21 protein-coding genes and 1 pseudogene are annotated in these 24,706 nt (G+C 58.0%); 13 read left to right on the top strand and 9 right to left on the bottom strand.

Features of this window, described 5'->3' with window-relative positions; translation table 11 throughout:
• The 8 genes from GCN74_RS09250 to GCN74_RS09220 form a co-directional block, all read right to left on the bottom strand.
• A partial coding sequence (locus GCN74_RS09250) for a phosphoadenosine phosphosulfate reductase family protein (protein WP_152256384.1) occupies window positions 1-656 on the bottom strand: 656 nt, incomplete at its 3' end.
• On the bottom strand, window positions 653-1,267 hold the full coding sequence (locus tag GCN74_RS09245) for a hypothetical protein (RefSeq protein ID WP_226938952.1): 615 nt from the start codon (window positions 1,265-1,267) through the stop codon (window positions 653-655). The genes GCN74_RS09245 and GCN74_RS09250, both read right to left, overlap by 4 nt.
• Entirely contained in the window at window positions 1,264-1,503 is a 240-nt protein-coding gene (locus GCN74_RS09240) for a hypothetical protein (RefSeq protein ID WP_152256383.1), read from the bottom strand. Before GCN74_RS09240 ends, GCN74_RS09245 begins: the two co-directional genes overlap by 4 nt.
• Window positions 1,497-1,649, bottom strand: coding sequence for a hypothetical protein (locus tag GCN74_RS28700; protein WP_193317023.1), 153 nt, complete (start codon window positions 1,647-1,649; stop codon window positions 1,497-1,499). Before GCN74_RS28700 ends, GCN74_RS09240 begins: the two co-directional genes overlap by 7 nt.
• Window positions 1,646-3,481 carry a replication endonuclease gene (locus GCN74_RS09235; protein WP_152256382.1) on the bottom strand — a complete coding sequence of 612 codons (1,836 nt, stop codon included), beginning with the start codon at window positions 3,479-3,481 and terminating at the stop codon, window positions 1,646-1,648. Before GCN74_RS09235 ends, GCN74_RS28700 begins: the two co-directional genes overlap by 4 nt.
• Entirely contained in the window at window positions 3,471-3,824 is a 354-nt protein-coding gene (locus GCN74_RS09230) for a hypothetical protein (RefSeq protein WP_152256381.1), read from the bottom strand. Before GCN74_RS09230 ends, GCN74_RS09235 begins: the two co-directional genes overlap by 11 nt.
• 101 nt (window positions 3,825-3,925) lie before the next feature.
• Window positions 3,926-4,327 carry a hypothetical protein gene (locus GCN74_RS09225; RefSeq protein ID WP_152256380.1) on the bottom strand — a complete coding sequence of 134 codons (402 nt, stop codon included), beginning with the start codon at window positions 4,325-4,327 and terminating at the stop codon, window positions 3,926-3,928.
• A 247-nt stretch (window positions 4,328-4,574) separates the two neighbouring features.
• Entirely contained in the window at window positions 4,575-4,760 is a 186-nt protein-coding gene (locus GCN74_RS09220; protein ID WP_193317022.1) for an Arc family DNA-binding protein, read from the bottom strand.
• A gap of 126 nt (window positions 4,761-4,886) precedes the next feature.
• Between GCN74_RS09220 and GCN74_RS09215 the strand changes: the two genes are divergently transcribed.
• On the top strand, window positions 4,887-5,453 hold the full coding sequence (locus GCN74_RS09215; protein WP_152256378.1) for an Arc family DNA-binding protein: 567 nt from the start codon (window positions 4,887-4,889) through the stop codon (window positions 5,451-5,453).
• A 153-nt stretch (window positions 5,454-5,606) separates the two neighbouring features.
• On the opposite strand, the pseudogene GCN74_RS09210 reads toward GCN74_RS09215, so the two are convergent.
• Window positions 5,607-6,514, bottom strand: a pseudogene (locus tag GCN74_RS09210) (IS5 family transposase).
• Window positions 6,515-6,901: 387 nt separating this feature from the next.
• Between GCN74_RS09210 and GCN74_RS09205 the strand changes: the two are divergent.
• From GCN74_RS09205 to GCN74_RS09150, 12 genes are all read left to right on the top strand, one after another.
• On the top strand, window positions 6,902-7,249 hold the full coding sequence (locus GCN74_RS09205; RefSeq protein WP_152256377.1) for a hypothetical protein: 348 nt from the start codon (window positions 6,902-6,904) through the stop codon (window positions 7,247-7,249).
• A gap of 576 nt (window positions 7,250-7,825) precedes the next feature.
• Window positions 7,826-8,365 carry a hypothetical protein gene (locus GCN74_RS09200; RefSeq protein ID WP_152256376.1) on the top strand — a complete coding sequence of 180 codons (540 nt, stop codon included), beginning with the start codon at window positions 7,826-7,828 and terminating at the stop codon, window positions 8,363-8,365.
• 113 nt (window positions 8,366-8,478) lie between these two features.
• Window positions 8,479-8,901 (top strand): hypothetical protein, encoded by a 423-nt coding sequence (locus GCN74_RS09195; protein ID WP_152256375.1) that lies wholly within the window; start codon window positions 8,479-8,481, stop codon window positions 8,899-8,901.
• Between the two features lie 44 nt (window positions 8,902-8,945).
• Entirely contained in the window at window positions 8,946-11,270 is a 2,325-nt protein-coding gene (locus GCN74_RS09190; RefSeq protein WP_152256374.1) for a cohesin domain-containing protein, read from the top strand.
• 9 nt (window positions 11,271-11,279) lie between these two features.
• Complete coding sequence (locus tag GCN74_RS09185) at window positions 11,280-11,771, top strand: type II secretion system protein (protein WP_152256373.1); 492 nt, start codon at window positions 11,280-11,282, stop codon at window positions 11,769-11,771.
• Window positions 11,765-12,148, top strand: coding sequence for a type II secretion system protein (locus tag GCN74_RS09180; protein WP_193317021.1), 384 nt, complete (start codon window positions 11,765-11,767; stop codon window positions 12,146-12,148). Before GCN74_RS09185 ends, GCN74_RS09180 begins: the two co-directional genes overlap by 7 nt.
• On the top strand, window positions 12,135-12,611 hold the full coding sequence (locus tag GCN74_RS09175) for a type II secretion system protein (protein ID WP_226938951.1): 477 nt from the start codon (window positions 12,135-12,137) through the stop codon (window positions 12,609-12,611). Before GCN74_RS09180 ends, GCN74_RS09175 begins: the two co-directional genes overlap by 14 nt.
• 51 nt (window positions 12,612-12,662) lie before the next feature.
• Window positions 12,663-13,859 (top strand): type II secretion system F family protein, encoded by a 1,197-nt coding sequence (locus GCN74_RS09170; protein WP_193317020.1) that lies wholly within the window; start codon window positions 12,663-12,665, stop codon window positions 13,857-13,859.
• Window positions 13,860-14,051: 192 nt separating this feature from the next.
• The gene (locus GCN74_RS09165; RefSeq protein ID WP_226938950.1) at window positions 14,052-15,557 is read left to right on the top strand and encodes a GspE/PulE family protein; all 1,506 of its coding nucleotides are present in this window, start codon (window positions 14,052-14,054) and stop codon (window positions 15,555-15,557) included.
• Complete coding sequence (locus GCN74_RS09160) at window positions 15,550-16,365, top strand: hypothetical protein (protein ID WP_193317019.1); 816 nt, start codon at window positions 15,550-15,552, stop codon at window positions 16,363-16,365. The genes GCN74_RS09165 and GCN74_RS09160 overlap by 8 nt, the downstream gene beginning before the upstream one ends.
• Window positions 16,362-16,910, top strand: a complete 549-nt coding sequence (locus GCN74_RS09155; protein WP_152256369.1) for a hypothetical protein — start codon at window positions 16,362-16,364, stop codon at window positions 16,908-16,910. The genes GCN74_RS09160 and GCN74_RS09155 overlap by 4 nt, the downstream gene beginning before the upstream one ends.
• 918 nt (window positions 16,911-17,828) lie before the next feature.
• Window positions 17,829-24,692 carry a putative toxin gene (locus tag GCN74_RS09150; protein WP_152256368.1) on the top strand — a complete coding sequence of 2,288 codons (6,864 nt, stop codon included), beginning with the start codon at window positions 17,829-17,831 and terminating at the stop codon, window positions 24,690-24,692.
• The last annotated feature ends 14 nt before the right edge of the window (window positions 24,693-24,706 follow it).

Genomic DNA, 24,706 nt, shown 5'->3' with positions numbered 1-24,706 from the left:
GATAGCACCTGGTTGCCGCCTTTCAGGAAGCACAGATCGCAGTTGCCGTGCATCGTCTTGCCGCTCATATTCGGCAGGCCCAGGTCAAAATCTTGTGCTGCCCAAAATGCGCTGACGTCAGCCACGGTCAGGCCGGCCGCCGCCAGGGGCGCTTCTTTCACTTCGTGCTTGCCGTAGTCCTGCGTCGACAGCCGCGCCACGCGCATGGGCTCGTCGGCGCGCATGCCGATAAACGTGGTCCACTCGACCAGGCCTATCGATTTCAAATAGCGCTGCATCGGGCGTACCTTGAGTTCCGCCGTGCAGAAGCGCGCCACAGGGTTCGGGAGGAATTTCTTTTCGTCGTGCAGATCAGCGAACGGCTCGCCGCGGCGGCTGGCCGTAGCAAAGTCCACGATGGCAAATTCCTTGCCGCGCGCTTCATTGCGAGGGCGGTTTTCTATCCAGACGATGGGAACGCCCCAGCGTTCGCCGCAGTCGCGCACGAATTCAAGGGTTGCTTCCTCTTCCTTGCCAGTGTTGGCGAAGCACACCACCACGTCGGCCGGCAGCGTGCCGCCGTAGGCTTGCAGCGTCATCCACAGCATCATGCCGCTGGTACGGCCGCCGCTGAACGAAATGACGCCCGGGCCGTCGAACAGGAATGGACTGTTCATGCTGGCACCGCGCAGCGTTGAGCCAGGGCCACCAGCCAATGCGCCAGCTCGGGCGGCGTATGCTCGCGTTCTGCCTTGCCGCACTCCGGGCGCCAGCCCGGATCGCCTTTTCGGCGCCGCTCGCCGACGCGGTTGCGGCCGGATGGCGCGATCACATGCGAGGCTTCGCCCAGGACGATGGGCATGGCCGGTATTTGCGCTGGCGGACAGCCGACGATGTACAGCAAGGTAGCCTTTTCGGCGCGGTGACCAAACGAGCTTTGGAAAATCGGCAGCGTCCAGCCGCCAAATCTGTCCCGCTCGCCGACCGCAGGCAAGCCACAGTGTGGCCAAAGGGTCGAGCGCTTCGGGTGCTCGAGCACGCCGCCGAACTTGCGCACCTGGGCGACGGCCCACACCGCCAGTTCCTTTTCGTCCGGGCGCGGCTTGGCCAGATGGCGCAGCGTGCCCCAGGAGCGGCAAGGCGGATGCGCCACCACTGGCACGCCACCCGGCCAGGCGCGGGCGTCGCGCTCCGCGTCCCAGGCGTCAACTGCCGGCATGGTTTTGTAGATCGAATTGGCGCGCACGAACAAGGCCGCCACGGCAGGTAATGAGCGTTCCCTTGTCATGCTGGGCACCCGACAGGCGCGGTTGCCTTCTTGACCGCCTCGATGGCTCCCAGCGGCACCGCCCGGAACATACCCGCCCACTGATGATCCAGCTCCACCCACGCATGCAGCTCCCCATTGCCCACGTCGCGGCGCAGGTCGTTGACGGTGCCGGCCTGGTAGCCTTCGTCGGTATCGAACGTCACGCGGTCGCCCAGGGCGATTTGCCGCGGTGAATCGGTCAGGATGGTCAGCATTGCGGTGCTCCTTTCAGTTTGGCGGTAACGCCGCACACGCCGTAGCGGTCGATGGCGGCGTCGATCACGTCACCGCTGGATGCGGCAACCTCAAAAAATTCAATGCGTTCGGTTTGCGTGCGAACGATCACGGCATAGGTGCTCATGTGCCATTTCCTTCTTGGGGTGGGGTGTCGGGGACGATCAGCCAGGGCCACGGGCAGGCGTTGACGGCCGCCCAGGCGGCAATCAGCGCTGTTTTTGCCTCGTCCGACAAATTAGGGACGGGCGCCGCCGGCGGCGTGGCCGGGGTAGGGCGGTCGGGGTGCGTACAGTTATTTACACGAGTCCGAGGAACGGCAACCCCAACAGCCACCCCGCGCCCGCCTGTGGCCTGTACCGGCGTCCACGTATGGCGCACGGACTTGAAGACCACGCCGATGAGGTCGCTGCAGCGCACGCCGTAGGGCGTGGTGCGCAGCGTTTCGCCATAGCGGCCGATGACGGTCTTTTCGTCTTTGGCCAGGGTGACGACCAGCTCTTTGCGCGGCACCAGGGCGCCGCCCTGGGCGCGCAGGTATTCGGCCCAGCAGGCGCGCTTTTCGCCGTCGATCTTTTGCACGGCGTCCCAGGCGCGGCGCATGGCGGCCGGGGCTTCGTTGAGCATGCTTTCCTCGATGCGGCGCAATTCGCGCCATACGGTGACGGGTGCGCCGCCCCATTGCTGGAATTGACGGATGCCCCAGCACGCGGCCCAGGACTCGACCCGCGCCGATGGCGTCAGCTCGACATCGCCTTCGGTGTCGGCCGTGACGACGTAGCCTTCCTTCGTCTTGTGCTCGGCCACGCCGTCGATGTTCTTGGCCACGTACTTGGCGATGTAGCCGGCGGCGCTGCCCTTGGCCCAGTCGATGCGTTTCACGTCCAGGCGGCGCGCGAAGGCGCCGGGCTCGCCACGGTCCACGCGCCAGGCGTAGCGCTTCATAATGCGGATGGCGCGGCCGGCCACGTCCTGCAGGTGGGCCGTTTTGTATTTCGCCGTGGGGCGCACGAACAGCAGCAGATGCCAGTGCGGACAGCCATCGTGGTGCGGCTCGGCGATGCGAAAGCCGTACAGCCCTATGCCACGGCGCGCCAGCGCGGAGCGGCACAGCGACGTCATCTTGCCCAGGTAGGTATTGGCTTCGCGCGGCGTGGAGCCGTCGAACTTGTCGTTCGGTTTGCCGCTGTGCTGCATGGCGTGGAAGCGCGACGGGCACGTCCAGGTGATGAAAATGCCCTGGTCGCCGCACTCGCGGGCGATCTGCTCAAAGCCGTTGATGCGCAACATCAGCTCGCCGCGCCGGATGGCCTTGTTGGCCGTTGTCTTCTCGGCCAGCTCGGCGATGCTGAATTGTTGGCCGTTCTCGTTCTGTACCAAGGTGGAGGCCAGCGCCGCCGCGTTGCGGCGGTTCTGCGCCAGGCGCGACAGCACGGCGTCGTTGCTGGCGTAGGGTTCGCCGCGATAGTTCACATAGCCCAGTCGGATATTGCCCGCTTCAAATGCGCGTTTGACGCGCTTGCGCAGTTGGCGGCGCCACCAGCGGGCATCCACCAGGCGGGCGATGGTGTCGGTCATCGTGTCGAACTCAGGCAGCTCGATGCCATACGAGGCGCATTCGTCCTCCATGATCTGCAAGGCGTGTTTGTCGGACACGGCCATCCATAGCATTTTGGTCACGCCGGCCGCCGCGCGCTCGGCGGTGGCCACAATGTCGGCGTCGCTTTGCGACAGATCGACGCCGGCCGGCACGTACTGTTCGGCGAATTCGCGCACAAAGCTGGTGGCGATGGACTCATAGACTTTGTACCAGGACGACCAGGCCATCTTGGCCAGGGCCGCCGTGATGACGCGGTTGCGCCATTTGTAGGGGATGCGGGCCAGCTCGGGCGCGAAGTACGGGGAGCGCAAAAACGCCTCGTGACGCTGGGCAGGCTTGAGAATTTCTTTAGATGGCATTCGACAGTCTTTCGTACACACGGATAGCGGCAGAGGTAGCGGCGCGCAGCTCGATGCGCTCTTCCTCGGTAAATGAGTTAATCGGCGATTCCCAGCGGTCGGCGTCCAGGCCGGCGGCGATCAGCACGGAGCGGCGCGCGCCGCGTGGCGACAATCCCCAGGCCTGGGCCACGAAGGGCGCCAGATTGCGCGGCTTGATGCTGCGAAGCTGGGCCTTGGCTTCGGCGATGGCGGCCAGCGCATGCCCGGCGCCTGGTGGCGTCGGCATATCCTTGTCGCGTGCGGCCAGAATCTCGGTGGCAGGCTGGAAGGATAGGTGGTTGTCGATAAGGGACGCCGGCATGGTTCAGTCCTTAATGGCGCCGATGGCCCGCAGCACGCCAGGGGCAATGACGATCAGGAGCGACAGCAGCCAGATGCCGCAGGTTTTGGCCACGCGCAGCATCAACGTGTTCCTGCCTTGAGAAAATGTTCTGCCCAGTACGGGAGCGTGTGCGATGCGCCGCAGCAGTGGCGGGAACCCGCTTCGTTGGCGAAAATGTAGTTCACCTCGATGGGCAGCTTGCCGACCAGGGCGCGTTGCTTGGTTGGCGCGAAAAAGCCGTCGCGCTCCAGTGCTTGCGCATCGCTGACGATGAAGGTCAGATTGGCAGCGCCGTAGGCGTGATAGGTCTTGGCAATCTCATGGATGCGGACGGTCAGCGCCGCGATGCCTATGTCCGCGCTGGCTTGCAGCAAAAAACACGTTGGTGCCACCGGGACAATGCAATTTTGCAAGGTCGGGCGGATCGTGCTCGATGCCATGGATTGGTCGGCGTGACGGGTGGCGTGCAGCGTGTTTTGCATCGGTTTTCCTTATTTTGGGTTGAACGAATCCTGCACGCTCAAAAAGGAGCGCAGCGGGGCACAGCAAAAGAGGGGAGTTACGGCGGCCGGGTTACGGCAGCGCGAGGATCGGGATAGTCATCAGCAGCCCACAGTCAGGTCCAGGGCCAGCTGGCTGGTGGTTGCCGTGCGCGCATGCTGGGACAGCGGGATGCGGATACACTTGCATCATTCAACGCACGTAATTCCGCGCTGGAAGGGAATTTCCTCATGCCGCACGCGTGTCGGCGGCGGCGGCATCTGTTACGGAAATCCCCGCATCGATGAGCGCCAACAGTTCGGCGTTCATGCTGCGACGATTCTTCTCTGCGCGAGACTTGATGGCTTCGCGCTGTTTCCCGTCAAATCTGATTATAAATTTGTCCATCTTGGCTTCCTTGGTGTCGGTGCTCATGTTAAATTCCTTCTTATGGCTTAGAGCCATATTGCAAATATATGGCATTGAGCCACTATAGGCAAGATTTATTTATGGCTAAGTGCCAGTATTGCAAAATGGCTCAATGCCAGTATCCTTTGCTGTATGAAAAGTCACACACCTCCACTAAGAACAACGCCGCCGCCAAAAACTCCACGGGCCGCAGCGTCGGCTCGCACTGCGCAAGATTCCGACAAGTACATCGTTCGCTTTCCCGATGGCATGCGGGATAGGATTGCTGCTGCTGCAAAGGCAAATAATCGTTCGATGAACGCGGAGATCGTGAAGTGTTTGGAGTGGGCTCTAAACGTCATCGGCGAGCCCACGAGCCAACCCAACATTCCAAATGTAACGGGTGATATTCCGTTTACCATGGCTCAAGATATTGCTCGGCTGGCCATTGATGCCGAGGTTTCTTTCGACGAGATGCTTGCGCGAACATTTGTCGCAGGCTTGCACAAGGACGCACCGCAGGTTGTGTACATACCGATTTTGCCTGGCGTCACAGCATCTGAAATTAAATCTGTGCTCCGGGAGGCAGGGGAATTTGTCCGTCCCGATGCAACGATAATGACCGAGCTTATTACTCGTTGGTCTGGGGTGCTGGTTCCTGTCAAGGCTAACCCATCTGATCTCCCTGTTAAGCGGGTTCGGCGCACAACTCCTACGTGAAAGTAGAACTTAATCCAATCCACCTTATAAGTACTAGGGAAGCGCTGATCAATTTGGGTTTTTAACGAGGTGGCCGCGCCAAATGGTTGACCGGCAAACCGCTCAAGCTCGTTTTTTGTTCAATTTGACGCGATGCTTCGCGTCTTTCTGCAATCAAGACGGATTACGGGATTCGATGATCGAAAAGCGCCTGCCGGTCAGTACTTGGTTGGCAAAGGTGAACAAGGTAAAAAGCTGTGCAGTGTTGTTGTCCAAGCCGCGATAGCGCGTCTTACGATGACGGAAGAGGTTCTTGATGACGTGAAACGGATGCTCGACTTTTGCCCGCACGCTCGCCTTCAGATGCTCCAGTTTTTCGGTCAGGCGCCCCAATTTATTCTTGGGCAGCGATTTGCGTTTGGAGCGCTTCATGGCCACATGCCACGTCACCGATTTGCCGATATTTTCAAGCCGCTTTTCCACACCTTGGTAGCCGGCGTCGCCAAACGCGGCGATCTCGTCACCATGCAGCAAGGCATGCGCCTGCGTCACATCAGCGACATTTCCTGCCGTGCCGATGACCGTATGCACCAAGCCCGAAGCGGCGTCCACGCCGACATGCCTCTTCATGCCAAAGTGCCAGTCGTTGCCTTTCTTCGATTGGTGCCTTCGCGCATCATCAAGCCTTTCTCGGCCAAGTGCCCGTTGATCGTGGCGAAGATCTGGCGCGTCAGTCCGTTGGCCTCAAGCAGGTGGCGGAACTTCAGCAAGGTCGTCGCGTCCGGCGCCGATTCGCGGCCCAAGTCGATGCTGACGAAAGCACGAATGGACTGGTTGTCATAGATCGCGTCTTCGATACCTTCATCGGACAAACCAAAGCACTGCTGGGGCACGTACATGCGCAGCATGCGCGCCAGCCCAATCGGTGGCCGACCGACACCTTCAACTTTCGGATAGAACGGCTCGATCACCTTGTACAATTTCCCCCACGGCGTCACGCTGTTAATCTTGGCCAGGAAGCGGTCGCGCCGCGTCAATTTCTTCGTGGCGGCGTATTCAAGGTCGGAAAAGCTTTCTTGCATGATGGTTCGCGGGTGTTGATGCAGTGTCATTCTCCCAGGGCAGCGCGACGCATGGAACAGTATCGCGTGAATTAATCAGTATTTCCTTAGGCGTTCTAAGATTATTCTAGAGTGGACTAGATTTCAATGGATATTCCCAGTATGACCCTGACTTTTCGTAGAAATGTATGCTGCACAAATTTTTTATATTTTACAATTTGACATTTTTCCGTGAAGGTGTAAAAATATTGACGGATAAATTGTGCTCGTGATAATTGGTATTCGGAAGAAAATATTTAAAATTTTCTTGTGCTTGGCTAAATGTCTAATTATTATTGTAGTAGATTGTCATATTTGGTGTGTTGAATTTTCAGTTAACCGTAAAAATAATCATTAATTATAACTATCATGATATTTCGCAAAAAATTTTTCAAGATGGGTATCTGTCTTTTCTTCGCCCTGTTGAGCAGTAATGCAATAGCTGGTTGGACGACGGCAAAAATAGCGTCAATTGTGGTCTGGGAAGGAGGTGATCTCATCTATGTTTTTCCTGAAGGTGGCGTGAAGAACACACCAGCATGCGATGCTTCTGGCGCCACCTATCTTTCATTTTCCTTGAAACGCCCGCGTGCCAGGGAGTATTACGCAGGATTACTTGCTGCCTATATTGCCGGAAAAACTGTTCAGTTCAGGGGCGCTGACGCCTGCACCGATCAATCAACATCTGAGACACTCCAGTATTTTCAACTTGATTAAATCCATCATGTATCCGTTAGCTTTACTCTCCGTTTGATTAATGTAGAGTAGAGAGCCACTGGTCAATTTGATTTGAGGCAGTAATACCTACGCTCACTCCCGGACTCGATGACGCGAAAATGTGGCTCCATCCTCGAATGCGCAGCTATGGAGCCAATGAGTCGACTCGACATCCGCTCACCAAGCGCATCTCCCCGAATGAGGCAGTCCGCGTATTGATCGGACTGGCGCGTAAGTTGCGTGTGTAGGTGTATCCAAATAATGCGTTGGTGTATCGGATGAAGATATTGAAGATGTGCGCCACGACAGCTAGTCTATTCACGCTTATTGGGGAATCGCGCTTACCCGTGAGTCGGTGCCGGGCATGACTAACTTGGTGCTGGTCTGCAGGTATGTTACGTTCGCAGAGTTCCGCCGTCCGTCTGAATTGTTGCACGATGGGGAACATCACGTTAAATCGAGCAAAAACATGCTGGATAAGGCTACTGCTTGAGCAGTAGGCGCATGAACTTAGTCAAAAAAGCGAATTGATCGGCACCTCTCTAGGTGCCACGTCATTTAATTTTTCAAGATTCAATGTATCCTTTCAAAAAATTACAGCTATTCCATTTCTCAGTACGCTACTACTGGCCGTGGATGGCGGTCGGTTTATTGCTATGCGGGTCGGTGTGGCTGGGTTCATATGAATTGCCGGCGAAGCGGTCCGAGAACGCAATACTAGCGACCAAAATACGCCTGCTGGAAGCCCAGTCTCGTGCGCAAGCGGCTGATTCTGTTACAGCGCAACAGAATTTGGCAGTACAACTGGCCAGCTTCGACAGCCTGTCACTGGTGACGGCGGACTTGCAGTCGCTGGCTACGCAAAACGGCTTGCTGATGTCGGATGCGAGCTTCAAGCCAGCCGCCGACAGTCAAGCCGCTGCCGGAATCGGGCGCGTCGAGGTCAGTGCACGTATCAAAGGTGCCTATTTACCGCTGAAGAAAACCCTGGCCGCGATAATGGCCATGCACGGCGGACTCGCGCTGGACTCGATGTCGCTGCGCCGCGCCCGCGCCAGCGATATCGTCATGGATATCGATGTGCGTTTCATTTACTTTTACCGGAAGCCAAGCTGATGGCAATATCGATGCCGGCCTTGCCATCCAGACGGCAAGGCCTATGGCTGGCAGCGCTGCTCACGGCGATCTTGTGCGGTTGGACCGCTTGGCGAGAGCAGGAAAGCCTTACCTTGTCCACCCAGGATGCGGTGCCGCGACGGCAAGCCGCCCCGACCGTTCCGATGGCGCCGGTAACCAGCGCTGGAGAGGCCGCTAGTTTGCTGGAACGCGACCCCATGGTGGAATCAAAAACAGACCTGTTTCGTTACATCAGTTTCCAGGCGCCCGCACCAAAGGCTTTGGCGCCACCGCCACCATCACCGCCACCAAAACCGAGCGCGCCGACCTTTCCCTATCAGTACTTCGGGCGCATGGTCGACGTCGACGGACGGACGGTCACTTATTTAACGCGTGGCGACACACTTATTCCCATCCAGGCGCGCCAGTTGTTGGATAATACATACCGCATCGACGCAGTGACCGAGACGCAGATTGTGGTGACGTACGTGCCGCTGGAAGAAAAAATAGTGATCGCCGTGCAGACCGGCAATTAAAGGCTGCGCCAGCAGGGCGTTCATGCATAACAGGGAGTAGGGCATTGCGTTACAAGGCACATTATTTAGGCTGGGCTGGCGCGGTATGCAGCGCCGTCTTGCTGGCGGGATGCGGCACGCAGTATATACGCGACGATGCACAGCGCCAGATCGGCGCTGGCAAGTATGAGGAAGCGCTGATGGCCTACGATACGGCCTTGCAGCGTGATCCGGAAAGTGTGATTTTGCGCACTGGCCAGCTTGCCGCACGTGACACCATTCTGGCACGCTTGCTGACGGCAGCGACGGCAGCGCGCTCGCGCGGCAATGAGACACAGGCGAAGGAAATTCTGCAGCGAGCACTGGCGATACAACCCAATGAGGACAGAGCCAGGGCCATGTTGCTGGAAATCGAACGAGACGCCCGGCAAAAAGCCGCCGTGGCCAACGCCCGCGAGCTGATTGAAAAAGGCATGCGCGAGCGTGCAACGCTGGTGATCGAAGCAGCGCTGAAAGATACGCCAAGAAATGCCGAATTGCTCGGCCTGCAGCGGCAACTGGAGCTGGCCAGCAAACAGTCCGAGCTGAGTGTCGCTCGGCTTGCCGAAACGCGTCCCATCTCGCTCGACTTCCGCGATGCCAACCTGCGCATGGTGCTTGAGGCTCTGACGCGCAACAGCGGCATCAATTTTGTGCTCGACAAGGACGTGCGCCAGGATTTGCGCGCCACTATTTTCTTGCGCCAGACACGTCTTGACGATGCGCTTGAGCTGCTGACCTCGACGAGCCAGCTGACCTTCAAGGTGCTCGATGCATCCACCGTGTTGATCTATCCGAAGACAGCAGAAAAAGCCAAGGAATACCAGGACCTGGTGATTCGCGCCTTTTATCTGTCCAGCGCGGACGTCAAGCAAACCGCCTCGCTACTGAAAACCATGCTGAAAATACGCGAGCCTTTTGTCGATGAAAAGCTGAACCTGATCATGGTGCGTGAAACGCCGGAGACAATACGCCTGGCCGAACGCCTGATCGCACTGCATGATTTGTCCGAACCAGAAGTCATGATGGAAGTCGAAGTGCTGGAAATCAAGCGCTCCAGCCTGACCGAACTGGGTATCAAGTATCCGGACGGCTTCAACCTGACGCCACTCGCGCCTGCAGGCTCTGACGGTTTTACGCTGGGTAACCTGAAAAGCCTGAATCGCGATTCCATCGGCATCAATTTGCCCGATGTCCGCATCAATCTGCACCGCGATGTAGGCGACGTCAATATACTGGCCAATCCCAAGATTCGCGCGCGCAACCGCGAAAAGGCCAAGATCCTGATTGGCGACAAGTTACCAGTGGTCACCACGACCGGCAGCTCCAACAATAACAGTTTCATCTCTGAATCGGTGCAGTATGTCGAAGTCGGCTTGAAACTCGACGTCGAACCGAATATCTACCTGGATGACGAAGTGGCGATCAAGGTCGGACTGGAAGTGAGCTCGCTAGTGCGCGAGATCAAGACAGCTGCCGGTTCGCTGGTGTACCAGATCGGCACGCGCACCGCCAGCACGGTCCTGCGTCTACGCGATGGGGAAACCCAGTTGCTGGCCGGCTTGATCAGCAATGAAGAGCGCATGAGCGCAAACCGCGTGCCCGGCATCGGAGATTTGCCTTTGGTCGGCCGGTTGTTCTCTTCGCAGCGCGACGATGGCCAGCGCACGGAGATCGTACTGTCGATCACGCCGCGTATCGTGCGCAATATCCGCAGACCAGACCTGAACCAAGCGGAGTTCTGGTCGGGGACCGAAAACGATGTGCGCAGCCGGCCTTTGACCCTGCCGGCTGTGGAAAAGCCAGGCGCGGTCAAGGGCACGCCACCGATGCCCGGCCTGCCAGGTGCGGTGCCGATGCCGATGGCCCCGGGAGCGCCACAGGGTGCGGCGCCGATGATGGTACTGCCGCCGGAGGGAGGGGCACCCGTAACGGCGGCACCGCAAGTAGCCGTATTTCTGGTGGGGCCACATGAGGTCAAGGCTGGCGACACGTTTACCGTGCATGCCAATGTGAAGGCAGCTACTGCTTTACGGGGTATGCCGCTGAAGCTGCAGTTTTCGCCGCAGAACCTGCAAGTGGTCGATGCGGATGAGGGGGCTTTTTTCACCCAGGATGGCGCTTCTGCCAGCGCGAGCAAATCGATGGAGCAAGCCAAGGGGCAGGCATCGATGGCCATCCTGCGTACCGGTGCGGCCGGTGTGAAAGGAGAAGGCACGATGATGAGCTTCAAGTTCAAGGCGCTTGCGGCGGGTCCCGCCGAGATCCGCGTGCTGTCTGCCAAATCGATTTCCTCTACGCCGATCGACGCCGAAGCATTGCCGGCGCCGCTGCGCGTCATGGTCAAGTGAGTACGGGCCATGCTTAAACCGCGCGAGTCCGGACATCTTCTGCGCGCCGGCTATACCACCGTCGAGCTTTTGGTGGTGATGGCCGTAATGGGTATTTTGGCGACGGCCGCCATGCCGCTGGTCGAGCTGACGGCGACCCGCAATAAGGAGCGCGAGCTGAAGCAGTCCCTGTGGGAGATCCGCCGTGCCATCGACGGTTACAAGCAGGCCTATGATGCCGGGAGGATCGGCAAAAACGGCCAGGGCAGCGGGTATCCGCCGTCGCTGTCAGTACTGGTGCAGGGCGTGCCAGACCTGGCAGCTGGCGGCCAGACGATGTACTTGCTGCGGCGCATCCCGAAAGATCCGTTCGCGCCTGCCGATGTGAAGGCGGAATTATCCTGGGGCTTGCGCAGCTACCTGTCTCCACCCGAGGAACCGAAAGAGGGCGCGGACGTGTTTGACGTCTATTCCACCTCGGACAAGGTCGGCATGAATGGCATCGCGTACCGGCTATGGTGACGCGTCCCTTACAACGCGGCTTCACGCTGATCGAACTCCTAGTGGTGATGGCGCTGATCGGCATGCTGCTGTCGCTGTCGGTGCCACGCTATTTCGGCAATGTCGACAAGGCCAAGGAATCGGTGCTGCGGCAAAACCTGGCCCAGACGCGCGATGCGATCGATAAATATTTTGGCGACAATGGCCGCTATCCCGATTCGCTCGATGAAATCGTCACACGCCGCTACCTGCGCAGGTTGCCGGTCGATCCGATTACCGACCGCAGCGACAGCTGGGTCATCGTGGCACCGGAAAAAAAGGACATGGGCGGCGTATTTGATGTCAGGAGCGGTGCGACCGGCCGCGCGCGCGACGGGAGCGAATATGCCTCGTGGTAACACCATTGGAACGCAGCACGGTTTTACCTACGTCGCCATGCTATTTGCGCTGGCGATGTTCGGTATCGGGCTGGCTGCCGTCGGCGAAGCATGGAGCACCGCGACCCAACGCGAGCGGGAGGAGGAGTTGATCCAGATCGGACAGGCGTATGTGCGCGCCATCGGCACCTACTACATGCAGGCGCCCGGTACGGCGAAAGCGTACCCGCCTGCATTGCAGGACCTGGTCGAGGACAGGCGTTTTGTCGGCGTGCGGCGCCACTTGCGCAAGATTTATCGCGATCCGGTGGGCAAGGACGCGGAATGGGGACTCGTGAAGGCAGCCGATGGCGGTATCGCCGGCGTGTACAGCCTGAGCGAAAAAGTTACCTTGCGGCGCCAGCCTCTGCTCCTGCCCGGCGCCGCTCCGGTGATGGGTGGGCGCTACGCCGACTGGAAATTTGTATATGTGGCGGCGCCATGAAGGGCATCCCCCATATGGTAGCAGCTACCCGTCAAAATGGATTGGATCTTCATGCAATTTAAGATACGCACCTTTCATGCCGCCAGCGGCGCCATTGCGGAACGCACGGTGGACGCTGAGGATACGGCCGCCGTGACACAGATGGTGGAGCAGCAGGGATACACAGTATTGTCGGTCGCGGCGCAGGGCCGGCGCACCCGTACACGCAGGGTTTCCGGCATTCGGGGCTTCAACTTGGTGCTGTTTTGCGATGAACTGCGTACCTTGTTGTCATCCGGCATGTCGCTAGTGGAAGCGATCGACACCTTGTGTAGCAAGGATAATGATGACACCAAGCGCACCGTGCTGCTGGAAATCAGGCAACTGCTTTTGGAGGGCAAGCCGCTGTCCTCGGCGCTGGAACTGAACCGACTGGGTTTCCCCCCTCTGTTGATTGCCTCTATCCGCGCCAGCGAGCGTACCAGCCGTCTCGACGAGGCGCTGGAAGAGTATGTGGCGTATGAAAAGGTGGGACAGGAACTGGGCCGCAAGGTGGTCAGCGCAGCAATCTATCCCAGCCTGGTCGTCGGCTTTGGCATGCTGGTGTGCCTGTTCATGATTTCTTATGTCGTGCCCCGATTTGCCAAAGTGTACGACGATTTTTCGCAAAAACTGAGTGTTTCCACCGTCATCCTGATGAAAGTAGGGCAGATTTCCAGCGATTACCTGGGCCTGATTCTCGCCGCGCTGGCGGGCTTGGTGGTGCTGGCCGTGATCGGCCACCGCAACGGCAAACTAAAGATATTCCTGCTGCGGGCGATGGGGCGTTTCCGGTTCGTCCAGCATTATCTGCGCCTGTATCAGCTGGCGCGCATCTATCAAACCATGTCGATGCTGCTCAAGGGGGGCTATACGCTGAGCGACGCCATACCGCTGGCGCAGAACCTGGCTTTTGAAAAGAAACTCCAGGATCAAATACTGCGTGCGCGCGGCGTGATTCAGGAGGGCAAGCGCCTATCGACTGCCTTTGCCGAGAACGGTCTGACGGACACGGTGACCGAGCGGTTGCTGCAGGTCGGCGAACGATCCGGCAACCTGGCGCGCATCATGGACATCATTGCGCAGACGTACCGCCAGGAATTTACCGTATTTATCGATCGCGCCACCCGAGTCGCTGAACCGATCCTGCTGATGGCCGTTGGCATCATGATTGGTGCAATTATTATTTTGATGTACATGCCGGTATTCGACCTGGCTGGAGGAATTTGATACATGAGCAGCGACTCCGCTTTATCCGGTATGCCGCCATTGAACACCTTGCTGGCGCAGGCACGGACCCGCGCCCGCGCCAGTGGCGGGACGCTAGCAACTGAACTAGCGGCACTTGCTGGCTGCACGGTTGCCGACCTCGCCACGGCGGCGCCGGCCCAGCTGGATATGGCATATTACCCACAAGCCACCATGCTTGCCTGCACTCCCGAATTCTCGCTGCTGAGCTTTACGGATTGCGTCAAGCGCGTCATCTATCCGCTGCGGCTAGCGGGCGGCGACAGTTTCGTCGTGGCCGACCCATGGGATGACCACGCGTTACAATGGCTGGCCAACAAGGTCGGCGGCTATCCCGCGCTGGCCTGGGGCGACAAAACGGACATTTTAGCTGCGCTGGACCAGGCACAGCACCGTATCAAGGCATCGAGCAACCTGTCAGCCGGTACGCCGGAAGAGCGCAGCAGCGTTGGTGATGGCGCCGGAAATGTGATTTCAATCGAAACCATTGAGCGCAGCACCAGTCCCATCGTGCGCTTTGTCGATGCGGCCATTTACGATGCCTGGAAAGCTGGTGCCAGCGACATCCATTTTGAATGCGACCGCAACGGCGTGAAGGTCAAGCTGCGCCTCGATGGCGTGCTGGTGCCGGCGTCCGAGTTGCCGGACCGCGTGCGCGCCGAGGAAGTGATCTCGCGCATCAAGGTGCTCGCGCAGCTCGATATTGCCGAGCGCCGCGTGCCGCAGGACGGTCGGTTCCGCATCGAGCTAGGCTCGCGCGAACTGGACTTCAGGGTTTCCATCATGCCGAGCATTTTTGGCGAGGATGCCGTTGTACGGCTTCTCGACAAGACGCAGTTGCGCGGCGACGCCCATGCGATTTCGCTGGCCAGCCTCGGTCTCGATGCCGACGCCATCGAGCGCATCCGCCGCCTGGCGAAGAAGCCGCATGGCATGCTGCTGGTCACCGGGCCGACGGGCAGCGGCAAGACCACTACCCTGTACGCGGCGCTGACGGAGATCCAGACCGGCCAGGAAAAAATCATTACCATCGAAGACCCGGTAGAGTACGAATTGCCGGGCGTATTGCAAATCCCCGTCAATGAAAAAAAGGGGCTGACGTTTTCCCAAGGCCTGCGCTCCATCCTGCGCCACGACCCAGACAAAATACTGGTGGGCGAGATCCGCGATGCCGAAACGGCCGAAATCGCCGTACAGGCGGCATTGACGGGCCATCTGGTGTTTACCACCGTGCATGCGAACAGCGTATTTGATGTGATCAGCCGTTTTGCGCACATGGATATCGACTTATATAGTCTCATGTCGGCGTTGAACGGCGTGGTGGCTCAACGCCTGATCCGCTCGAACTGTCCTGTTTGCAGCGAGCCGGAGCCAGCCAGCGGCGACATTCTCGAACGCTTGAAGGTGGCTGGCATGATACCTGCCCAGGTCACGCTGACGCGCGGACGTGGCTGTGAGCATTGCCGCAATACCGGCTATAAGGGCCGCCACGCGCTGGCCGAAGTTCTGCCATTTGACGATACCCTGCGCACCATGATATTGAACCGCGCCGATGTCATCGAGATCAAGCGCTACGCGCTGAAACTCGGCGTGCGCCCGCTCTATGTACGCGCGATGGACCTGGTGGCCAGTGGTGCCACCACCATGGAGGAAATTGACCGCGTGGTGGCGCATGATTGATGCATACCATATTTACCTGAATGGCAGCGAGGCGATGCTGCGTCGTCAGACAGGATGGGGGCGATGGCGCCGTGTCGAAGAAATGGCTCGCTGGCAGTGGGAGGCTGGCATGCCGGCCAGCCTGAATTTCGGAGCGCTGGAGCTACGTAAACGCCGGTATGCGACGCTGGCGGTGCACCTCGGCTCGGCGCTGGGCAAGTTCATGATACTGGAACTGCCGGCCGGGTTGCAGGGCGAGCAGGAGGAGCGCGCCGCCGCAGAGGCGCAGATGCAGCATCAGCTGGGCCTGAACCCAGGGCAGTGGGAGTTCACGTTGGACCATTTGCCAGGGCGGAAAAAGGTGGTCGCCTGCGCGCTGCGCGTCGATATTGGGGCGAGGTTGCGCCAACTGGCAAGTGAGCACGGCCTACGGCTGCTGTCTATGCGGCCCTATGTGACCGGCGTATGGAATGCGATGCAATTGCGGCGTGGTTCGTCGGCCCCTGCCTTCCCGCACAACAGGGCCGTTATCATGATAGAACGAGATGCTTTCACGATCGTGATTGAAAAGGACGGTGCAATGGAGGCGATGAGTGCCATGACGCATCGCCGCGAGCCCGATATGATCAACCGCGAGATGCGGCGCATGGCGTATTCCCTGGGGGAGGACGCGCAGCAGCACTTCCGCCTGGCAGTAGCGGGCGAACTCCTGCCGTTGGCACAGCTGCACGCCGAGAAAGTGCTGAAGCTGGATGACTATCTGCAGCCCGTCCTGTATGCCGATTTCCGCGACCTGCTGTTCCAGTCTCCTGCGCAGGTGACGCCATGATGCTGCAACTTGAATTCATTCGTCGCCGCCGCGTTCCGTGGCTGGGACTGTTTTTCATGGGCGGCGCGCTGGTCTGGGGGGCAGTACTGCTGGCGGAATCGCTCGCCTTGCGCGAAGTGGCGATGCAGGATGCGCAACGCGCCGTGCAGCTGGAGCAGTCGCTCAAGGAGCGGCGTCTAGCCGCGTTGAAGTTGCAGGCCAAAAACGATCCGGAAACACTGCGCCGTCAAAAGGAACAGGAAAAAATCATTGCCGCTTTGCGTTATCCATGGACGAGAGTGTTGTCGACAATTGAGCAGGCCGATTCCAATGACGTCGCCGTTTTATCGCTGTCGCATGAACAAGCGGGCGGCCAAACACAAATTACCCTTGAAGCGCTGGACAGCCAGGCGCTGGTGCATTTTGTCAATGCGCTCAATGAGGAGAACATTACCAATTCTCCAGGAGAGAAAGTCGATGGACAAGCGCAATGGTATATCACGAATTATCAGAGCCAGCGCCAGGACGGTCCGCAGACGGTGAAGGGGGCCATCTTGAATAAATAGCTGCCAGCATGTTGGATCCATCAACTTCGCAGAAGAATACCCTCGCATACCTAATCATTCATCTCTCAGAAATATTGCTCCTATTCAGAAAAATATGCCAATCTATAAAAACACTTGCATGAAAATATTAGGCTTGAATTGTGTATTTTGCAATTAAAAAATGAGCATACAGTATTAATTCGCTGCGGGATTAATCCAACTATCATAATGCTGCAATAGAATATAGAAATTACCATAATGCATGATAGCGATTTCGAGTGCAGGCGTCACGGAAATGCAGTTTCAATCAACAAAAATCACAATGATTTAATTGTGCCAAGCTACGACGTACATCTTGCAGGAATACGGACGCATCTTAGCCCGCTACCAGTTGTGCGATGCCATCGAGTCTGTAACGCCATGGCAATTCTAGTTCAATCAGCATCGACTACTAAAATCGCTTTGCTATTCGTCGTGGGCCAGAGCTGAGACATCCTATTATGAACACCGTGTCGTGCAAGACTTCTTTACCTAACTTTCATAAAACAGGCGCTTCCAACACGAGAATGGTGCATATTAATGTGTGGGGACCGTTGTGTATGAATTTTAGCATTCATGTTTTTGCACTTTTCAATGATGTGCCGCGAAGAATGCACGGGCAAAGTGAAATTTCAGCAAAAAATATACAGGCACGACCTTTCCGTGAAAACACGCCTGCTACGTTACGAACATCATGGTACATAATTAAGGTGCCAATCATGCCGCGCCGACAACCTCCCTGTCAAATATTTTCGCAAATAAATTTTCAATTTTGATATATTTTCTGTAAATTGGTATAAAATTATTTGTTAATTTTCGTTATGCATTGTGTGGCATGACACATTCCCGTTTCTTTCCCTAAATTTTTACTGCATTCATGTGCATCAGGAGAATTTTTTCGTGTTTCTTGTCAAAAGCATAATTTCAACCCTGGTGCACCTTTGTGTCTCTCTATTTTTGTTGTTAGCAATGCCCGGCTTACATGCCGCTCCTATCGATCCGGAGTCCAAGGATGGGGCGCAGTTTATTTCACAGAGCGTACCGCTGTCGATGGTTGGCGGGCGAAGCTATCCAGTGTCGATCACGATGCGCAATGTCGGAAATACCAAGTGGACGAATCTTCATCAACTCGTTTCTGCAAACCCGGAAGCAAATATAACTTGGGGAACGCAATCGGTGCAGGTGGATTCCGAAGTTCCACGGCAAGCCCAATATACATTTACTTTTAATGTCGTCGCACCGCAGGTTCCAGGAAATTACAATTTCCAATGGCAAATGCAGAGTGGCACATTCTTTGGCGGGCCATCGACCAATCTGGTGATCAACGTTACGCAAAATCCGAATCCCTCTACGCCGGCCGGTGCAAGTCAATACGGTGCACTTCTGGGCATCATCAATCTGATTCTGGACGACGCCTCACAGGTAGGGCCGCCTCCCGAGCTGCCGCCCTTGCCGCCGAATCCCGATGGCTCGCCCGTCTGGATCGGCCATCCGGCACAACTCAAGAATGCTGACGCCGGTACCTTGCCGGGTAGCATGGGCGTTGGCAATGGCGCTGCCACTTACAATCTGCCGATCGCGTTACCGCCTGGTGTGGCAGGAGTGCAACCGAGTCTGAGCCTCAGTTACAGCAGCACCGACACCGGCGGCGTGGCTGGCCTGGGCTGGAGCGTGGCGGGCGTATCGAGCATCGACCGTTGCGGCCGTAAATTTGCCGTCAACAACACCACCGACGTGGCGCGCTTCCTGCCGGCCGACCGTTTATGTCTGGATGGCCAGCAACTGATCCTGATCAATGGCAACCATGACAACGATAGCGACTATTGGCGCGATGGGGCCGAGTACCGTACCGAGATCGACACGTTCAGCCGCATCCGCGCCACGCTCTCGAACGGGCACCGCAGCTTCACGGTGGAGACCAAGACTGGCCAGACATTGACCTATGGTGATCGCGCCGATGCTTATTTATTGGGGCAAGGTCGCATCGACGGGCTAGCGCACCGCTGGTGGCTGTCGGGTAGCACGGACCGCTCTGGTAACACGATTGGCTATTGGTACAACCTCGATGCGGCAAGCGGCGAAAGCCGGCTGGCCAAGATCCGTTGGGGGGGCAATACGCGCTCCGGCCAGGCGATGTTCGTCAAGGCAGAATTGCAGTACGAAGCCCGGCCTGATGCGCAGGTGGCGTATGTGTCTGGCAGCCATTTCGACGCACGCCTGCGCCTGAAAAGTATCGTCACCAGCACCGATACACAGGCAGACGGTAGCGGCGGCACGCCGGCGCTGCGCTACAACCTGGCGTATGAGTTGAGTGCCAGCAGCGGGCGCAGCCTGCTCAAGACAGTACAGGCATGCGATGCCAGCGGCGTGTGCTTGCCGGTGACGACGTTTGACTGGGGCAGAAAAAATCCGAATGCCACGCGCGCCTTTGTCAGCCTTGGGGGCGTGCGCCAGGGACCGAATTTGATGGCAATGGGCAGCGATGCTGCGTGGTTCAGCAATAGTCCGCAGGGCATGCTGGCCTTCGGCGATTTTAATGGTGACGGCAAGACCGATATCATGGAGCGTTACCGTGTCGCCGCCAACCACTACCAGCAGCGCCTGTTCCTGTCGAATGCCGATGGCAACGGCTGGACGGTCTCGACGCCGATGAACAGTATTTCCGGCCACGTGATGGAAACCGGTGATTTCGATGGCGACGGCCAGCTTGATTTGCTGATAGCGGACCAGCCGCTTGGTCAATACGCCATCAGTAACTGGCGCATCTGTCATTCGCGCTTGAGCACGGGTGGTGGCTTTGTCTGCGACACCAGGCTGACATTTCCCTCCGACGCGTTCAACACCTTTTCTCCACCGAAGCCGGCACGCATGGTGGGTGACTTCAATGGCGATGGCCGCGACGATCTGATGCTGTCCGCCGGCGATATGTTTGGCAACAAAAAATACAAATGCCTGTCAACGGGGAGCGCGTTCGACTGCAGAGCGGTAAACGGTACCAATGAAGACATGATCCTCGGTGATCGTCTGACCAAAGGATACTTGGGTGTGCACCCGAATGCCGACATGGACGGGGACGGTCGGACCGAGCAGGTCATGTTACAAGGCTGCATAAATATAGATGATCCATATGCGCCTGAGCCGAAGGGGATATGGCAATGTCCGGCGGAGGGAATTTATGTGTACACGCGCAGCCAGGTGGGCACGTTTAATTATTCATCTGGCTGGTTCCCGATCACAGAACAAAGCCCAACCCGTATCCTGGAGCCGGCAACGTCGGGAGTCTTGACCAGCGATCTGAACGCCGACGGGTTGACAGACATGGTGTTTGCTGCAGCGTCGCTGAATAAGGACAACCAGATAATCTCGACAAATGCCTACGTCTGTTATTCGAAAGGTGGCGTTGCAAATTTAACGGCCAACGCGACAGGGGGGGATTGCCGCGCCTTGCCTGCTTCCGGCACCGCTTATTCGCATGAGGTCGTGACGCTGGGGGATTTTGATGGTGATGGCGTGGTTGATGTCTTGCGTCCCGCCCATGACACCCGGAACACCGCCAATATCTCCGCTTACCAGTTGTGCCATGTGGGAGCCGATGCTACGTCCCATACCTGTGAAGCCTGGACGGGCCCCACGTTTTACACGCCCTCTGGCGCCATGAAGGAAACGCCACAGCCAGCGAACACGTATCTTATCAAGGTAGAATCGCAATTCCTGGGCGACTTCGACGGTGATGGCAAGCAGGACATCGTCAGCTATCTGGGCGGCAGTAACTGGGAAATTTCCGGTGCTGCCGACCAGGCCATGCCTGGCCAAGCTATCGATAAGCTGATCAGTGTGACCAATGGATTGAGATTGGTTGAAAAAGTGGAATATGCCACGGTCAACGATGCCGCCGTCTACCAGGACGTGGCCTACGATATCAGCGGCCAGCCGATCATGCCGGCGTATCCGGTCAAGCGCGCACCGGTGATGCGCCAGCTGGTAAAAACGTTTAGCCGCAGCAACGGGCAGGGCGGTTGGCTGACATCGCGTTATCGCTATGCTGGCAACGCCAACGACGGTTCCGGCCGTGGCAACCTCGGTTTTGCACGGCAGGATGTGACCAATGCGCAAAGCGGGCATGTCACGACCACCTGGTACCGTCAGGATTTCCCGTTTATTGGCATGGTCGGCGCCAGCCAGACGACCCAGTACGCCCAGGCCGCGCCGGTACCGGCAGCCAATGTCCTCAGCGACATGCGCCAGACGCTGAGCCAGTACACTGTCACGCAGCCGAACAACAAGATTACCCGCCATCCGTACGTGCAAACGTCGAACGTGTCGCGCCGCGACCTCGATCAGAGCGACATGGGCAACGTCACCACGACCAACGAAGTTGGGGCCTATGGCAACCTGCTCAGCATCACCATCACCGCCACGGCACCCGGCAGCGAAACGTTCACGTCGCAGATCGTGAACACGTACGCTAGCAACGAACCCAACTGGCGCCTGTCCGACCTGATGAGTACGACCGACACCCGGACATCGCCGTCCTTGACGGTCACTCGCACGAAGGCGTTTACCTATGATGCGCAAGGTCTGCTGCTGGCGGAAACGCAGCAAGCGAATGATCCCACACTCAAGCTGACGACGTCCTACGATCGTCAAAGTAACTTGTCTGGCCTGGTCAATAAAATTACGCAGAGCTGGTTCGATCCAGCCAGCAACAGCGCGCAAACGCGTACTGTTTCCGAGGTGGAGTACGACACGCAGCGCCGTTTCCCGATCTCGAAGAAGAACGCACTGGGGCAGGTGGAATCGTATCCATCGTACGATGCCGCCAGCGGCACGCTGAAACAGCGTATCGATATCAATGGCCTGGTGCATAACCAGACGGTAGATGGTTTCGGTCGCAAGCGCATTGAAACCGCACCAGACGGCAACGAGACGCGCAGCTACGAAAAGGTGTGCGACGCCAGCTGTCCGGCCGGCGCGGTCGCGATCGCGATCACCGACTACATGAAAAATGGCCAGCGCGTCGCCTTGCCCAAACTGGTGTACAGCGACAGTGCCGGCCATGTGCTGCGCACGCAAAGCTGGGCCTTTGATGGTAAGCAGGTGGTGGCTGACAGCCGTTACGATGCACGTGGCCGCCTGGCGGAAACCTACTGGCCGCGCATCATGGGCGCGCCTCAGGTGTCTGCCAGCCGGCTCGCTTATGACGACCTGGACCGCGTGACGAGTACCGTGACCCGCAACGATGCGGGTCAGGAATTGACGGCGAGTACCGAGTATGCGGGGCTGCGCACCGTGTTGACCAACGCCAAGGGACAGCGCAAGAGCGACACACGCAATATGCAGGACAAGCTGGCCAGCAGTATCGACGCATTAGGTGGTACCACCACGTACACGTACGACGGGTACGGGAATTTGCTGCAGACCCAGGATCCGGCGGGCAATGTGGTCACGGTCAGCTACGATGCGCTGGGACGCAGGGTCGCGCTGAACGACCCGGATCTGGGCAAGATTAGCTATGGTGTAGACCCGCTGGGCCAGGTCTGGAAACAGGTTAGCCCGCTACAGTTGGCCGCCGGCGCCGCGACGACGATGCGCTATGACGCGCTGGGGCGCATGACCCAACGCAGCGAGCCAGATTTGATCAGCTATTGGGACTATGATGTGCTTCCTGGCCAGAGCAGTTGCGCCGCGCAGAAAAGCTGCGGACAGCTGGTGCAGGCGTATACGACGGATCTCACCGGCAAGGTCGATTATCGGCGCCAGCACAGTTTTGATGCACTGGGCCGGCCTGTCACCACGACGACCCGCCTGGACCAGGTACAGTCCGCGACCTATACCGCCACGACCGGCTATGATGCCTGGGGCCGTTTGCTGACTCAGTCCTACCAGCGCGGCAGCGATACGGCGAAAGTGTTTACGCAGCGGTATAACGAACGCGGCTACTTGGAAAGCATCGGTCGCGGCCCGCTGTTACTGTGGCAGGCAACTGCGCAGGATGCCGCGAACCGCGTGACCGGCGCTTTGCTGGGCAACGGCTTGAAGATGGCCCGGGAGTACAACCCGAACACCGGCTACCTGTCGTTTGGCACCTTGAACAATGCGCAGAACCAGGGGCAACTGAGCGAATCGTATAACTACGATGCGCTGGGCAACGTGAAGCAGCGCGCACAATACTGGCCGGGCGGCGGGCTCGTGGGCTTCACGGAAGAGTTCAGTTACGATGGTCTGAACCGTCTGACCAGCGCTACGGTGGCGGGCCAGCCTGTGCAAAGCTTCCGCTACGATGGTATCGGCAACCTGCTGTCGAAGACCGGTGTCGGCACGGGCGACTACGCATATGCGCCGGCGGGCGGCCGCCTGCCGCATGCGGTCAAGTCGATCCCGGGCATTGGCGCGCTCGATTACGACCTCAACGGCAATCTGGTCTCAGGCGCCGGACGTGCACTCAGCTGGACCAGTTTCGACATGCCGCGTTCGATCAGCAAGGGCAGTGAGAACAGCATCTTCATGTATGGACCAGAACACCAGCGTGCGCGCCAGGAGCGCAACGATGGTACGACGACGTACTACGCGGGCGCCATGGAAGTGGAAGTCAAGGGCGGCGCGCCAACTGTCAAGACCTACTGGCCGATGGGGCTGGGGGTGGAGATCGACAAGCCAACGGGCAGTACAGAGCTGAACTGGACGCATCTGGACCGCTTGGGCAGCGTAGTGGCGATCAGCGACGCGGCTGGTGTGGTGAAAGAGAAGTTGGCCTATGACAGCTGGGGCAAGCGCCGCACGGTCACTGGCGACGCCATCCCGGACAGTCTCGATGGCGTGACGGACAACCGTGGATTTACGGGCCATGAAATGCTCGACAAGCTCGACCTGGTGCACATGAACGGGCGCATCTATGATCCCTTGCTGGCGCGCTTCATGAGCGCCGATCCGCTGATCCAGGATCCGATGCATAGCCAGAGCTACAACCGCTATACTTATGTGTGGAACAACCCGACCAACCTGACCGATCCTACTGGATTTGCAGGAGAGGAGTTGCCGGAAGAGCAGCGGAAAAGGCAGCTCGAGGAACAGCGGCTGTTGGAAAAGAAAAAGGCCGATTCGAGCAACCAGAACGATAAAGGAAACGGCGATAAGTCGAAGCATGGCAAGGATGATTCGGCCAACCAGGGTGCCGATAAGGTTTCGGCAAACACCATAACGCGGACATTCTCCGAAAAAATCGAGACAGGAGCAGCGAATAACGGCGATCAAGTCGTTATACATACTGGATCGTGGAAAGAAACGAATTCGCGTAGCTATGGCACATCTGATCAAGTGATGGGGCAGTGGTTTGCCTTCAATCCTGTTGAGCAAATTGCACACGACATGGGAGCAAGCCAGCGACAGGCCTTCTGGCTAGGCTTTGGCGCAATGGTGCTGGGTAATCCGAAGCAGTTGTTGACCGGGGCAGCAAAGAGCGCAGGGGCGCTCGGACGTGAGGGTGAGACCGCTGTTCGTGCAGTTTATAACATTGGTGAGAAGGTTAAGCTCTCGATCAACGGCCGTGTCCGAATCCCTGATGGCCTAAATGTTGCGGAAAGAAGTCTTAGCGAAGTGAAAAACGTAAAAAGCTTAAGCTTTACGCGGCAATTGCGTGACTACTTAGACTATGCGCAAAGCCAAGGTTTCCGGTTCGATCTCTACACTCGACCAAATACGACATTGTCAGGGCCATTGCAGAATGCAATCGATAGCGGATTTATCAACCACCTTCCTATTCCATAATGATGACAAAAAAA

This window comes from Janthinobacterium sp. FT14W (assembly GCF_009208755.1).
Taxonomy (GTDB): Bacteria; Pseudomonadota; Gammaproteobacteria; order Burkholderiales; family Burkholderiaceae_D; genus Janthinobacterium; species Janthinobacterium violaceinigrum.
The sequence above is the reverse complement of the archived record's forward strand: the minus strand, read 5'-3'. Positions and strand labels throughout refer to the sequence as shown.

Excerpts from the sequence above, each read along its gene's own strand:
- GCN74_RS09175 (WP_226938951.1), top strand. The coding sequence starts at position 12,135 with ATGCCTCGTGGTAACACCATTGGAACGCAGCACGGTTTTACCTACGTC.
- GCN74_RS09240 (WP_152256383.1), bottom strand. The coding sequence starts at position 1,503 with ATGCTGACCATCCTGACCGATTCACCGCGGCAAATCGCCCTGGGCGAC.
- GCN74_RS09205 (WP_152256377.1), top strand. The coding sequence starts at position 6,902 with ATGATATTTCGCAAAAAATTTTTCAAGATGGGTATCTGTCTTTTCTTC.
- GCN74_RS09245 (WP_226938952.1), bottom strand. The coding sequence starts at position 1,267 with ATGACAAGGGAACGCTCATTACCTGCCGTGGCGGCCTTGTTCGTGCGC.
- GCN74_RS28700 (WP_193317023.1), bottom strand. The coding sequence starts at position 1,649 with ATGAGCACCTATGCCGTGATCGTTCGCACGCAAACCGAACGCATTGAA.
- GCN74_RS09200 (WP_152256376.1), top strand. The coding sequence starts at position 7,826 with ATGTATCCTTTCAAAAAATTACAGCTATTCCATTTCTCAGTACGCTAC.
- GCN74_RS09155 (WP_152256369.1), top strand. The coding sequence starts at position 16,362 with ATGATGCTGCAACTTGAATTCATTCGTCGCCGCCGCGTTCCGTGGCTG.
- GCN74_RS09225 (WP_152256380.1), bottom strand. The coding sequence starts at position 4,327 with ATGCAAAACACGCTGCACGCCACCCGTCACGCCGACCAATCCATGGCA.
- GCN74_RS09165 (WP_226938950.1), top strand. The coding sequence starts at position 14,052 with ATGCTTGCCTGCACTCCCGAATTCTCGCTGCTGAGCTTTACGGATTGC.
- GCN74_RS09170 (WP_193317020.1), top strand. The coding sequence starts at position 12,663 with ATGCAATTTAAGATACGCACCTTTCATGCCGCCAGCGGCGCCATTGCG.
- GCN74_RS09235 (WP_152256382.1), bottom strand. The coding sequence starts at position 3,481 with ATGCCATCTAAAGAAATTCTCAAGCCTGCCCAGCGTCACGAGGCGTTT.
- GCN74_RS09220 (WP_193317022.1), bottom strand. The coding sequence starts at position 4,760 with ATGAGCACCGACACCAAGGAAGCCAAGATGGACAAATTTATAATCAGA.
- GCN74_RS09160 (WP_193317019.1), top strand. The coding sequence starts at position 15,550 with ATGATTGATGCATACCATATTTACCTGAATGGCAGCGAGGCGATGCTG.
- GCN74_RS09215 (WP_152256378.1), top strand. The coding sequence starts at position 4,887 with ATGAAAAGTCACACACCTCCACTAAGAACAACGCCGCCGCCAAAAACT.
- GCN74_RS09180 (WP_193317021.1), top strand. The coding sequence starts at position 11,765 with ATGGTGACGCGTCCCTTACAACGCGGCTTCACGCTGATCGAACTCCTA.
- GCN74_RS09230 (WP_152256381.1), bottom strand. The coding sequence starts at position 3,824 with ATGCCGGCGTCCCTTATCGACAACCACCTATCCTTCCAGCCTGCCACC.
- GCN74_RS09185 (WP_152256373.1), top strand. The coding sequence starts at position 11,280 with ATGCTTAAACCGCGCGAGTCCGGACATCTTCTGCGCGCCGGCTATACC.